The following is a 12,456-nucleotide window of genomic DNA, read 5'->3' on the forward strand; positions in this document are numbered from 1 at the left end:
GTCGCGAAGCGCTCCGGCAACCGGCCCGTCGACAACCACCCTACGAACCAAGCCCCGAGATCACCACGATCTGCTTGACGTCCGTTAGGAACTCATCAGTGCCCGCCATACGACGTGCGCGCTGCAACGCCACGAACCAGTACATGCTCCTGCACACTCACACACGCTCCTGCACATCCGAAAACGACCAGTTCCCCACCCCGTCCCGTCATGTGCGAGGCGGGGTTCCCGCGTTGGGCGAACCGCTCAGCGGCAGTCGTACGTGAACTGGACGCTTGCCGTGCGGCGCGTGGGGGACAGCACACGGAGTTCCGCCGTGGCCGCGTAGTGGCCCCGGCCCTGGAAGGTCCACAGCAGATGGACCCGTGCCTGGTCGTGGCCTTGGGCGACGGCCGCGTGCAGTGTGGCCGAGGCTGTGCCGTCGTTGCGTACCCAGCGGTAGGAGAGCGTGCCCTTCCGGCCGTTCGTCCGGAGGACTCCGACGAGATCCGCGGTCTCGTCGCATCCCATGGTCTGTTGCGCGGCCGTCACGGTGACCTCGCGTACGGCGACGGGCGCCGAGAAGTGCTCCTGCCAGAGCAGGAACACGACGACGGCGATCAGCACGAGCGCAGGCAGCGCGTGCCGGCGGAGGCGGCCGCGTGGCGGCGCCGTGGGCGCCGCCGCCTGGGGAAGCGTGGCGTGCATGCGGTGCGCGAGAGCGGCCGTGACTCCGGGGCCGAAGCGCAGAACAGTGCCGTCGACGCGGTCGGGCGACGCCGCTGCCGCCGGGACGTCCACCACGGTGGCGTCGCCGTGCGGCCGCTGGATCCAGTGGCTGGACAGCACGGTGGCGCTGTATTCGTCGCTGTCCCCAGGTGCGTCCTGCGTGGACGGGTACCGCGCCTTGGACAGGCGCCTTGTCGTCGAGTCCGGCGCGGGCAGGCGGTCGTCGGGCGCAGTCATCGGATCTCACACTGCCGGGTCAGAAGCTGCTGCGAAGCGGCGCCACTGGCGGGGGCCGGGCTGGTCGTGGCCTGCACCGTCCAGTAGCAGGCAGTTCCCTGGAAGGTGTGGTCGATGGTGAGTGTGTACTGCGTCGCGCCGCTTCGCTGAGAGGACGTGGGCTCACCGTCCGCGGAGCCCGGTTGCCCGCTGGCGTTGCCCGTGAACCAGCCGACGCTGATCGAGACCGGTCCGGTGCCGTCCGTGGTGACCGTGATCGTCGCGGTCGCCGTGGCCGGGCCTGTCTGCTGGAAGGCGGCCACCGCTACCTCCTTGACCGCCGCCGTAGCGGGCGCTGACGGGGAAATGACCGCCGTCGGGCTGGTAGAGCCCGGCACGGTGGGGAGCGCGGTCGTCCCCCCGGCGCCGGCCGTGGACCCCGGTGGTGCGGCGGAGGCGGTGACCGGGGCCGACGGCGGACCGGTGTCGCCGGGGCCCGGACCGGACGGCGAGGCGGCGGGGGCCGTGGTGGTCGGCGGCGCTTGCGTCTCTGCGGTGGGAGCGACCGGGCCGGCGCCGGAAGCGGGCGTGGCGCTCGTGGTGGCCAGGGCCTGCGCCGCCTGCCCGGCGACCCCGACCCCAAGATCGTTACCCCGCGCCAGCAGGATCGCGAGGAGCAGAGCGAGGGCCGACACGGCGATGCCCGGCCACGTGGGCCGCCAGGCGTGGAGGCGTCCCCCGCGAGGACCCGAGGCCAGCACCGTGCGGGCTGTGTCCGTGGGTGCGTGGGACGTCTCCCGGACGGAAGGCCGCAGAAACAGCAGCAGAGCCACCAGCGAGGCGAGCCCGCCACGGCCGCGCTCCTCCCAGTCGCCCCCGTAGGAGACGACGGCGGTCTCCTCCAGGTCGGCGACGAACGCCGCCGCGTCCGCCGGACGCCCCGCCGCCGACTTGGCCAGTCCCCGGTAGACCAGCGAACGCACCGCCTCGGGCACGTCCTCCACGGGTACGGGCGCCTCCACGTGCTGGAGCGCCAACTCGGCCAGGTTGTCGCCCGAGTAGGGCTTGCGGCCCGTCAGGCATTCGAAGAACGTGGCGGTGGCCGCGTACACGTCGCCGGCGGGGGAGGCGGGTGCGCCCGTCCATTGCTCCGGGGCCATGTAGGCGGGGGTTCCGGCGATGCCTGCCCTGACGCCGGAGTCCACCGCGATGCCGAAGTCGACGAGCTTGGACGCACCCTCCGGCGTGACCAGGACGTTCTCCGGCTTGTAGTCCCGGTGGACCACACCGACCCGGTGCGCGTCGGCCAGGCCGAGCAGGGACCCCTTGAGCACGACGAGCGCGGACTCGGGGGAGAGAGGGCCCTGCCTGGTCAGCAGGGTCCGCAAGGAGACGCCGTCGACCAGTTCCATCACGATGGCGGCGCCCTGTGTCGCCTCCACGTACTCGTAGAGTCCGGCGACGTATGGGCTCTCCAGGCCGCCGAGCAGTTGCGCCTCGGCGCGGAATCCGTGCACGAAGTCCGGGCGCGTCCGCAGCGAATCGCTGAGGTACTTCACGGCGACCGGCACACCGGTCTGCTCGTGCACGGCCTGTACTACGCGCCCACTTGCCCCTGAACCGAGCTCGACCGACTCGGAATACCCCGGTACCGCCCACGCCGTCATCGCAGTCCCCCCTGCCGCGGCTTCCAAAGGCTCCTTGCCCGCAGGAGCTTCGGACCACGCGGACAGAGACACGTTTTCGGCGGATTCGGTTGCAGGCGTCCGGACCGGTCCACCCGTGTGCCCGGGCGTGACCGGGGACCACATGGCACCGGATGTACCGGGCCGACACCGCGGGCGGGCTACCTTCCCGGGAGCCGCGGTGAAGTCGGTCGGCGGACCGGCCGGCGCGCCGAGGACGGGATCACCGAGTGGGCACTGACGTACCGCTCGAGCGGACCTGTCTTCGGCGGCGCCGCGCCGCTGTCCCACTACACCGCGGTGAATCCGCCGTCGACGGTGAGGGTGGCGCCATGGACCTGGGACGCCTCGTCGCTCGCGAGGAATACCACGGCGGCGGCCACCTCCTCCGGGGTGCCGGCGCGGCGGGAGGGCATGCGCGCGATGATCGGGGTCAGGTGCTCCTCCATCGCCGCCACCTTCTCCGTCAGAGTGGGGCCGGGCGCGACGGTGTTGACCCGGACTCCCTGCGGCCCGTACTCCGCGGCCCACGACGCGGTGAGCGAGTGCACAGCCGCCTTGGTCATGCTGTAGAGCGCCGACTGCGCCGTCCCCCGCATACCGCTGATGGACCCCAGATTGACCACGGCGCCGTGGCCGCGCTCGGCCATGGACGGTGCCAGCAGACCGGTGAGGAGGAACATCGACCGCACGCTCACGGCCAGCGCCTCGTCGATGGTCTCCTGTGCCACCTCTGCGGTGGGGGTGGGCGTGAGCAGGAGTGCCGCATTGTTGACGAGCACATCGATCCGTCCGCCGGCCGCGGCGACCGCGTCGGTGGCGAAGCGCCCGATCACATCGGCGCCCGAGGACAGATCCGCCTTGACGAAGGCCGCCGCACCGCCGTCCTTCTCGATGCGCGCCACCACGTCAGCTCCGCGACGCTCGTCGCGTCCGCTGACGACGACGAACGCGCCCGCGGCGGCCAGGGCCTCCGCGATGGCGGCGCCGAGGCCCGTGGTGGAACCGGTGACCAGGGCGGTCCGCCCGGTGAGTCGCTGCGTCATGATGCCGTGCCTTTCTGCGCTGAATCGCCTGGGAACGGCAAACCTGCCACCCAGAAAATGGACCTGCAAGTCCAGAAAATGGCAGGATGGTGGCATGGCATCACGACTGACTGCCAAGGGCGCAGCCACCAGGCAACGCATCATCGAAGGAGCCGCGGAGGAGATCCGCGAGCGCGGCGTGACCGAGACGACCCTGGACGACATCCGCTCCCGCACGGCCACCAGCAAGAGCCAGCTCTTCCACTACTTCCCCAGCGGCAAGGAGGAGCTCCTGCTCGCCGTGGCCCGGCACGAGGCCGGCCGCGTCCTGTCCGACCAGCAGCCCTACCTCGGTGAACTCACCTCCTGGGAGGCCTGGCGCAACTGGCGGGACGCGGTCGTCGACCGCTACCGCCGGCAAGGCCAGCGGTGCCCGCTCGGCATGCTGACCTCCCAGCTGACCCAGGCCACGCCCGGCGCGCAGGCCGTCACCACGGAACTGCTCGCCTCGTGGCAGGCCCAGATCGCCGCCGGAATCCGGGCCATGCAGAACCGGCGCGAGATCTCAGCCGGCCTGGACGCCGACCGCGCCGCGGCCGCCCTGCTCGCGGGCATCCAGGGCGGTGTCTCGATCCTCATGGCCACCGGCTCTCTCGCGCACCTCGAAGCAGCCCTCGACCTGGGCATCGACCAGCTCCTCGGCGCTCCCGCACCGGAGCCCGGGGCGCCGGCGGTCTGACAGACCCGGCGGGAACGGCAAAAGGGGCGCCTGCCGGGCATCTGCCCTGGTCAGGCGCCCCTCTTCCGGTGCCTAGAAGAAGCCCAGCTTCTTCGGCGAGTACGACACCAGGAGGTTCTTCGTCTGCTGGTAGTGCTCCAGCATCATCTTGTGGTTCTCCCGGCCGATGCCCGAGCCCTTGTAGCCGCCGAACGCCGCGTGCGCCGGGTAGGCGTGGTAGCAGTTCGTCCAGACCCGGCCCGCCTGGATCGCACGGCCCGCGCGGTAGGCGGTGTTGACGTCCCGGGTCCACACGCCGGCCCCGAGCCCGTACAGGGTGTCATTGGCGATCTTGATGGCGTCGTCGAAGTCGTGGAACGACGTCACCGACACCACCGGTCCGAAGATCTCCTCCTGGAAGATCCGCATCCGGTTGTCGCCCTCGAAGATCGTCGGCTGGACGTAGTAACCGCCCTTCAACTCGCCGTCGTGCTCGAGGCGTTCGCCACCCGTGAGGACCTTCGCGCCTTCCTGCCGACCGATGTCCAGGTAGGAGAGGATCTTCTCCAGCTGGTCGTTCGACGCCTGCGCGCCGATCATCGTGTCGGTGTCCAGCGGGTGCCCGCTCACGATCTTCTCGGTGCGGGCCACCGCGGCCTCCATGAACTCCGCGTAGTGGCCACGCTGCACCAGCGCCCGCGACGGGCAGGTGCACACCTCGCCCTGGTTCAGCGCGAACATCGTGAAGCCTTCCAGCGCCTTGTCGCGGAAGTCGTCGTTTGCCGACCAGACGTCCTCGAAGAAGATGTTCGGGGACTTTCCGCCGAGTTCCAGCGTCACCGGAGTGATGTTCTCGGACGCGTACTGCATGATCAGCCGGCCCGTGGTGGTCTCGCCCGTGAACGCGACCTTCGCCACGCGGGGGCTGGAGGCCAGCGGCTTGCCCGCCTCCACGCCGAACCCGTTGACGATGTTCACCACTCCCGGCGGCAGCAGGTCCGCGACCAGGCTCAGCCAGACATGGATGGACGCCGGGGTCTGCTCGGCCGGCTTCAGCACGACCGCGTTGCCCGCCGCCAGAGCCGGCGCGAGCTTCCATGTGGCCATGAGGATGGGGAAGTTCCAGGGGATGATCTGCGCGACCACACCGAGCGGCTCGTGGAAGTGGTACGCCACCGTGTCGTCGTCGACCTCGCCGAGCGAACCCTCCTGCGCCCGGATCGCGCCCGCGAAGTAGCGGAAGTGGTCGATGGCGAGCGGAATGTCCGCGGCCAGGGTCTCCCGGACGGGCTTGCCGTTCTCCCAGCTCTCCGCCACCGCCAGTTGCTCCAGGTTGGCCTCCATCCGGTCGGCGATCTTCCGGAGGATGTCGGAGCGCTCGGTCACGGACGTACGGCCCCAGGCAGGCGCGGCGGCGTGCGCCGCGTCCAGGGCGCGCTCCACGTCCTCGGCCGTACCCCGCGCGATCTCCGTGAACGGCTGACCGTTCACCGGAGTCGGGTTCTCGAAGTACTGACCGCGGGCCGGCGGCACGTACTCGCCGCCGATGAAGTGGTCGTAGCGCGCCTGGTAGGAGACGATCGCGCCCTCGGTGCCGGGCGCTGCGTAACGGGTCATACGAGTCTGCCTCCCGGGAAAGCGCTGCCCGCCGTTGGGCAGCTCTCGGCCGGGAGGCTAGAGCGGAGGACGTTGCGAGTACGTTGCGACGGGGTCGGGTCGGGTCGAGGGGTGGGGGCTGTCCGCTGGCTGTGTCGGGTGGCGAGCCGTGTGTTGTGGCGTGGCGCGTGTCAGGGAGGTGGCGGACCGTGTCCCTCCCGGCGGGTGTTGTGAGGCGGCCGTGTCGAAGGGTCGGGCGGAGGGCGGCCCCAAGCGGGTATCGCGCCGCGAGCCGTGTGCCGTGGCGTGCCGCGTGTCAGCGCGGTGCCGGACGCGCCCACCCCGGCGGAGCCGCGAGTTCCGACTCCAGCCACTGGAGGCGCGTGCGTACCGCCGCTGTCGGCTGCACCACGGCGAGGGCCCGCCAGATGTCGACGTCGTCCTCGCCCCACGGCGCGTGCGCCCAGGCCGCCAGCAGGTCGGGGTCGCGGTGGGCGATCAGCGCCGACCGCAGTCCGTCGCCGAGCGTGCGCCGCAGCCGTGCCACTGCCGGTGCCTGCGAACCCGGCAGTACGGGGCCCCGGTAGGCGGCCGCTGCCTCGGCCACCGCTCCTGCCGCCAACCGCCTTTCCACGATGGCGACATCGGATTCGACCGCGGCCGTGAGCCGGTAGGGTCGTGAGGCCAGCAGACCGGGACCGAGGATCCGGCGTAGCCGCGCCAGTTCGGCCCGCAACGTCACCGGCGTCACCGACTCGTCCTCGTACAACGCGCACAGCAGTTCGTCGCCGGTGAGTCCCTCCGGATGACGGGCCAGCAGCACCAGGATCTCGCTGTGCCGACGGCTCAGCCGGATCTTCCGCCCACCGGCGAGGAGTTGCGCCTCGTCGCGGCCCAGCGCCGCCAGTTCCCAGGTGTCCGCGGCGGCCTCGGCCGGGGCCAGCAGCGCCAGCTGAGACTCGGCGGCGCGCGCCACCGCCTGCACGAACCCCAGGCTGTGCGGGTGTGCGAGCCTGTCCCCGCCGGTGATGTCCAGCGCCCCGAGCAGCCGCCCGGTACGCGGATCGTGTACCGGCGCCGCCGCGCACGTCCAGGGCTGGACCCGCGAGGCGAAGTGCTCGGCCGCGAACACCTGCACCGCCCGGTCCACGGCGACGGCTGTCCCCGGCGCGTTGGTCCCCATCGCCGACTCCGCCCAGCGCGCACCGGGCACGAAGTTCATGCTGTCCGCCCGCCGCCGCGTCGCCGGATGCCCCTCGACCCACAGCAGCCTGCCCTGTGCGTCGCACACCGCCAGCAGATGTTCGCCGTCCGCCGCGAACGGGCCCATCAGCTCACGGACCAGAGGCATCACCCGAGCCAGCGGATGCTCCGCCCGATAGGAACCGAGGTCCCCGTCCGTCAGTTCCACCCGTGCCGTGCCGTCCGGTCCCACACCCGCCCGAGCGGAGCGCCGCCACGAGTCGGCCACCACCGGACGCACCCTCTGGGCCACCGTGCCCACCGCCGTGAACGTCTCGTGGGCGCGACGCAGCTCCCGCACCCGTGCGGCAGGATCGGCCCCTGGTTCCAGGGCCACCCACGGATCGGTCAACTCGGCCTCCCGGGACGGTGGTGCGCTGGGGACATCGTCACTCCCGGGGTGGCCGCCGACAACCGTTTCGACCGTCATCGCCCCGAACGAGACCACCGGAAGGTCCGGTCCCGAGCAGACCCGTAGCGCCCGTTCGTGCCAGGCCGCCTCGCCCTTGCCAGGGCGAGCACCGTCGTCCTCAGTTCAAGCGAAGTCGACCAGCCTCATGTAGCGGGTCCAGTCCCAGTTCGGGCCCGGATCGGTGTGGTCCGTGCCCGGGACTTCGTAGTGGCCGATGATGTGTGCCCGGTCCTTCGGAATGCCGTGTCTGGTGCAGATCGCCGCCGTGAGCCGGGCCGACTCCTCGTAGAGGGAGTTCGTGAAGTATCCGGGCCGGTCCACCCACCCTTCGTGCTCGATACCGATGCTGCGCGTGTTGTAGGGCCAGTTGCCCGCGTGCCAGGCGATGTCGTGTTCACGGACGCATTGGGCGATGTGCCCGTCCACCGACCGGACGACATAGTGCGCGGACACGTGCTTGCGCGGGTTCTGGAAGATCCCCAGCGTGTTCGGATAGGTCGCCTGTGTCACATGGATGACCACCAGGTCGAGCGGGTGGCTCACCGGCCGGTCGGAGGCCGTGAAGTTGGAGGGATTCGCCCCCAACCAGTCGGCCGAGGGTTGGTCCACGACCTTGGGACGGGCACCGGCCGGTACCGCGGGAAGCAGCGCGTAGGGTACCGCCGCCAGGGCCGCGCCCTTCAGCAACCGCCGCCTGCTCGTAGGGCGTCCCGCTCCGTGCGATGCGGATCGTTCCATGGACAGAATGCCTTCCGCGTGTGCTGCTCTCAGCTGTGCCGATCTTGACTCCGGTGTACTCAACGCCTCAGTGCGTCTGCCGTTTCGCGTAGTTGCGTATGCATTCCGCGATGTGTCTCCCGCGCGGGCAGCCAGTCCTTGCGGAGCTTGGCCACGCACGTGTAGTTGGTGTCGCAGACGTTCGCGAGCGGCGACTCGACCGTCTGGGTGGCGAACTGGTAGGCGTCCAGTTCGCTGAACCCGTAGTCGCGCACCAGCCACTGCACCAGATCGAGTTGGGATATCCGGAACGCGTCCTCCAACGGACGGGCCGAGCCCGTCGAGATGATGTGAGTATCGGACTCGATGCGCGGCCAGGGGGTGGCGATCTCCTTCAGCAGTTCGACGATCACCACGGTGTTCATCGCGCACTCGACGGCCACACCGCAGGTCTCGCCCTCGCCCTGCCGGGCATGCCCGTCACCCAGACTGACCAGGCCACCCTCGACGTTCACGCCCAGGTAGCACGTGACGCCTGCCCGCATCTCCGGTGTGTCCATGTTCCCGCCGTGCGCATCGGGCACCAGCGCGGAACGCACCTCCAGGTTGGCAGGCGCCACACCCACCGTGCCGTGCATCGGGTCCATGGGCAGCTCGATGCGGATGTCACTGTCGCGCGCGGTGAACAGGGCGGTGCGCCGGTCCCGGTCGAGCTGCCAGATCCACACCGTCTCGGGCAGCGGCGGCTGGAGCGTCGCCGTGGTGTGCGTCGAGGTCAGCGCGCCGAACAGCGGGACCGTGGTCGAGGCCGCCCAGTCCCGGGCCGGTTCGATCGAGACGAAGTGGACCGCGAGTGTGTCGCCCGGCTCGGCGTCCTCGACATGGAAGGGACCGGTCTGCGGATTGAGGAACGGGAACTCGCACACCTCGGACACCAGGTCCTTCTCGGACCGTACCCGCCCGGCGAAACAGTCCTCGGTGTACAGGTCCAGTACGGTGCCCGGCGCGATCCGTGCGACGGGCGGCGCCCCGCCGAACGTCCAGGCGTACTCGCCGGATGCGGGTCGCACGGTCAGGACTCGCGGGTCGCTCATGATTGCACGGCTCCGTTCTGCGGAAGGTCGGGTGCGGGGGACTCGTCGAGATGGACGCGGGCGGTCTCGGCTATGCGTCCGGGATGCAGCCGCAGCTGGACCAGCAGCACCACGACCCCGGCGGCGATCCAGACACCGACGACGGGCCCCGCGTAGGACACGGGCGCGGACAGCGCGGACACGAAGTCGAACACCGGGAGACCTGCCGCGGTCAGCAGAGCGGGCACGAAGGCGACGACGCCCAGCAGCGGGAACAGAAGATGCCGCACCGGGCTGAACAACTCACGCCTGCGGCGCAGGAAGTAGCCGGCGCACGCGAAGTTGACCACGATGTACACACCGATGACGACCGTCACGATGACAGTGGCCAGCAGCAGGAACGCAGTGACGGGGTCGTAGTACAGGCCGAGGCCCAGCATGACCACCACGGCCAGCGCGGCCTGGACGGCGACACCGGCGACCGGGGAGCGGTACCGGGGGTGCAGGCGCGCGAAGAGGGACGGGAAGACCCTGATCCGTGCCAGTGCGAAGGCCGTACGGGTCGAGACGTTGGAGCACGCGTTCGCGTTGGCGATGGTGGAGTTGACGACGGCAAGGAACACCAGGATCCAGAAGAGCCCGAAGGACGCACGGGCCACGCCCTCCCAGGACGCCGCTCCCGACGCGCCGAAGCCGGCGAAGCGGTCCGGGCCGACGAACACCGTCATCGCATAGGTCGTCACCACATAGAAGAGGCCTATCGCCAGCGCCGCCCCGAGGACCGCACGATGCATCGTCCGCCGCGGATTCTTGGTCTCCTCCGCGAGCGGCGCCGCCGCCTCGAATCCGGCGAAGGCGAGCACCGTGTACACCGATCCGGCGAACACTCCGCCGATGCCGTCATACCCCTTGGCGGTGTGCGAGGTCCCGAACACCGACAGGGTGTTGCCGCCGCCCGCTTTGACGATGAGCCAGACGGCGAAGGCCAGGAAGACCAGTACCTCGAAGGCACCGAGGACCGTGCCGAAGCGGGCTGAGGCGCGCACCCCGAAGTAGCCCGCCGCCGCGATGACCACGGCGCCGGCGAGGGACCACGGCCACCACAGGTCGGCCGGGTACGAACTCCACTCCTCGTGCAGCGTGCCCGCCGTCGTGAAGCCCAGCTGAAGGAGCAGCAGGGGCGCCACCAGCGCCTCCACGAACACATAGCCCCAGCCCACGAGGAAGCCGATGGCCGGATGCAGCCCTTGCGCCGCATAGGTCGCCACCGAGCCGGCGGCGGGTAGCTGCCGTGCCAGCTCGGCCACGCAGGACGCGGTGAACAGGCAGGCCACCAGGGCCACGAGGACCGACAGCGGCAGGCTGCCGCCCGCGAAGGCCGCGCCCGACGGAATGGACGCCGCGACCGCTGCCGCCGGTGCCATCGCCGTGATGCTCTGGAAGAGGACCTCGCGCAGGCCGATCGCCTCACGCCGCAGTCCCAAAGCCGTTTCCCCTGCCATGTGAACCCCCCGATTCGGCTGATGGCCGGCCGCTGTCCGACGGCTGCGGCTCGCGTGAATCACCGTACGGCGGTGGGTGGTTGGGCAGGAAGAGGGCGGTGTCATCGGTGGAAAAGCCCGGGACTGTGGAAAACTCCGGCACCCGTTCGGGGGAGAGGGCCTCCGGGGAAGCACCTCCGCGAAAGAAGCCCCGGGCAATTGAGCGCCAGGCAAGGAACTCGACGGCTGCCGGAAATCAGGTGGCAACGGCCCGCTGGCCGCGGCCGCCGGAGATCAGCCTGCGCCAGCCAGTTGGCCGGCCACCCAGCGGGCCGGCCCCGACCGCCGGATGCCCGCCTCTACAACCGTCCGCCCACGGCCGCCGGATCGTCGAGTACCGCACGCACCACCGAGTGCGCGGCACCGAGCAGTGGCCCCTCGGACCCCAGCTGTGAGACGGACACGGCGCACGAAGGCCCTGCCGTCCGCCGTGCCAGTTCCTGCTCCAGGGCCGGCAGCAGCCAGGGTGCGAGAGCCGCCAGCGCTCCGCCGAGCACGACCGCCTCCGGGTCCAGCAGATTGACCGCGCCCGTCAGCGCGATACCGAGTGCGGTTCCGGCGCCCCGCAGGGCCCGGCGCACGTCCTTGTCGCCCTGCGCGGCACGCTCGGCGAGCAGTTCGACGTGGTCCTCGCCCGGAGTCAGCCCGGCCGCCCGCAGCACGGCCTCCTCGCCGGCGTACTGCTCAAGACAGCCGCGTCCGCCGCACGCGCACTCCGGCCCCTCCGGGCGCACCGGCACATGTCCCAGTTCGCCCGCGAAGCCACGCGTCCCGCGCAGCAGCCGCCCGTCCACGACCACCGCACCGCCGATGCCGATCTCCGCCGAGACATGCAGGAAGTCACGGGGCGTGTCCTCGCCGAGCCAGAGTTCCGCCAAGGAGCCGAAGTTGGCCTCGTTGTCCACGGTCAGCGGCAGCCCGGCCGGCAGCAGCGGAGCCAGGTCGACTTCATGCCAGTCGAGGTTGGGGGCGCGGACCACGGTCCGGGCGTCGCGCGCGACCAGACCGGGCACGGCGACGGCGACACCGGCCGGCCACAGCCCCTCCCGCTCCGTCTCCGCGGCGACCTGACCCACCAGGGCGGACAGTTCGTCGAGCACGGGCTGCGGTGCGCGACCGCGGTTCGTGCCGTGCCGCTCCGCCCGGGCGCGGACGACGCCGCGCAGGTCGACCGCGCACACGGTGAGGTGGTCGACACCGATCTCGGCGCCGATGCCGGCGGGCCCGCGGCCGCTGACGGCGAGGGCGGACCCGGGCCGCCCGACCCGGCCGGGGCGCTCCGGTCCGAGCTCCTCCAGCAGTCCCGCCCGGATCAGCTCGTCGACGAGTGTGGAGACCGCCGCCCTGGTCAGCCCGATCCGTGAGGCGACGGCGGCACGCGACAGCGGTCCCTCGGCGCTCACGGTGTGCATGACCCGCGCCAGATTGCGGCGCCGCATGCCCTGCTGCGTGTCGGGCAGCCGGCGACCAGGGCCGGAGGGATGGACTTCGTGCAGTGGTGCGGTCATGCCTCCCTCTGATCT

Annotated in this window: 10 protein-coding genes; 1 reads left to right on the forward strand and 9 read right to left on the reverse strand. The window is 71.0% G+C overall.

All coding sequences use genetic code 11. The features are described 5' to 3' along the window. Positions 1–246 precede the first annotated feature (246 nt). From ABZ904_RS26275 to ABZ904_RS26285, 3 genes are all read right to left on the reverse strand, one after another. Positions 247–945, reverse strand: a complete 699-nt coding sequence (locus ABZ904_RS26275; protein WP_361825831.1) for a hypothetical protein — start codon at positions 943–945, stop codon at positions 247–249. After that, entirely contained in the window at positions 942–2,591 is a 1,650-nt protein-coding gene (locus tag ABZ904_RS26280; protein WP_361825833.1) for a serine/threonine-protein kinase, read from the reverse strand. Before ABZ904_RS26280 ends, ABZ904_RS26275 begins: the two co-directional genes overlap by 4 nt. Positions 2,592–2,899: 308 nt before the next feature. Beyond that, entirely contained in the window at positions 2,900–3,655 is a 756-nt protein-coding gene (locus tag ABZ904_RS26285) for an SDR family oxidoreductase (protein ID WP_359397305.1), read from the reverse strand. Positions 3,656–3,749: 94 nt separating this feature from the next. Between ABZ904_RS26285 and ABZ904_RS26290 the strand changes: the two genes are divergently transcribed. After that, positions 3,750–4,373, forward strand: a complete 624-nt coding sequence (locus ABZ904_RS26290) for a TetR/AcrR family transcriptional regulator (RefSeq protein WP_361825835.1) — start codon at positions 3,750–3,752, stop codon at positions 4,371–4,373. A gap of 72 nt (positions 4,374–4,445) precedes the next feature. On the opposite strand, the gene ABZ904_RS26295 is transcribed toward ABZ904_RS26290, so the two are convergent. The 6 genes from ABZ904_RS26295 to ABZ904_RS26320 all read right to left on the reverse strand — a co-directional run bounded on the left by ABZ904_RS26295 (position 4,446) and on the right by ABZ904_RS26320 (position 12,441). Further along, positions 4,446–5,969 carry an aldehyde dehydrogenase family protein gene (locus ABZ904_RS26295; protein ID WP_361825837.1) on the reverse strand — a complete coding sequence of 508 codons (1,524 nt, stop codon included), beginning with the start codon at positions 5,967–5,969 and terminating at the stop codon, positions 4,446–4,448. 295 nt (positions 5,970–6,264) lie between these two features. Further along, complete coding sequence (locus ABZ904_RS26300; protein WP_359397299.1) at positions 6,265–7,542, reverse strand: GAF domain-containing protein; 1,278 nt, start codon at positions 7,540–7,542, stop codon at positions 6,265–6,267. A gap of 183 nt (positions 7,543–7,725) precedes the next feature. Then, entirely contained in the window at positions 7,726–8,340 is a 615-nt protein-coding gene (locus tag ABZ904_RS26305; RefSeq protein ID WP_359397297.1) for an N-acetylmuramoyl-L-alanine amidase, read from the reverse strand. 59 nt (positions 8,341–8,399) lie between these two features. After that, entirely contained in the window at positions 8,400–9,413 is a 1,014-nt protein-coding gene (locus ABZ904_RS26310; protein ID WP_361825838.1) for an acetamidase/formamidase family protein, read from the reverse strand. Continuing rightward, the gene (locus ABZ904_RS26315; RefSeq protein WP_361825840.1) at positions 9,410–10,894 is read right to left on the reverse strand and encodes an APC family permease; all 1,485 of its coding nucleotides are present in this window, start codon (positions 10,892–10,894) and stop codon (positions 9,410–9,412) included. Before ABZ904_RS26315 ends, ABZ904_RS26310 begins: the two co-directional genes overlap by 4 nt. Before the next feature lie 338 nt (positions 10,895–11,232). After that, positions 11,233–12,441, reverse strand: a complete 1,209-nt coding sequence (locus tag ABZ904_RS26320; RefSeq protein WP_361825842.1) for an ROK family transcriptional regulator — start codon at positions 12,439–12,441, stop codon at positions 11,233–11,235. Between the last annotated feature and the right edge of the window lie 15 nt (positions 12,442–12,456).

It is taken from the genome of Streptomyces sp. NPDC046900 (assembly GCF_040644975.1).
GTDB lineage: Bacteria > Actinomycetota > Actinomycetes > Streptomycetales > Streptomycetaceae > Streptomyces.

Coding starts and splice junctions, on each gene's coding strand:
- ABZ904_RS26320 (WP_361825842.1), bottom strand. CDS start 12,441: ATGACCGCACCACTGCACGAAGTCCATCCCTCCGGCCCTGGTCGCCGG.
- ABZ904_RS26315 (WP_361825840.1), bottom strand. CDS start 10,894: ATGGCAGGGGAAACGGCTTTGGGACTGCGGCGTGAGGCGATCGGCCTG.
- ABZ904_RS26280 (WP_361825833.1), bottom strand. CDS start 2,591: ATGACGGCGTGGGCGGTACCGGGGTATTCCGAGTCGGTCGAGCTCGGT.
- ABZ904_RS26295 (WP_361825837.1), bottom strand. CDS start 5,969: ATGACCCGTTACGCAGCGCCCGGCACCGAGGGCGCGATCGTCTCCTAC.
- ABZ904_RS26290 (WP_361825835.1), top strand. CDS start 3,750: ATGGCATCACGACTGACTGCCAAGGGCGCAGCCACCAGGCAACGCATC.
- ABZ904_RS26305 (WP_359397297.1), bottom strand. CDS start 8,340: ATGGAACGATCCGCATCGCACGGAGCGGGACGCCCTACGAGCAGGCGG.
- ABZ904_RS26275 (WP_361825831.1), bottom strand. CDS start 945: ATGACTGCGCCCGACGACCGCCTGCCCGCGCCGGACTCGACGACAAGG.
- ABZ904_RS26285 (WP_359397305.1), bottom strand. CDS start 3,655: ATGACGCAGCGACTCACCGGGCGGACCGCCCTGGTCACCGGTTCCACC.
- ABZ904_RS26310 (WP_361825838.1), bottom strand. CDS start 9,413: ATGAGCGACCCGCGAGTCCTGACCGTGCGACCCGCATCCGGCGAGTAC.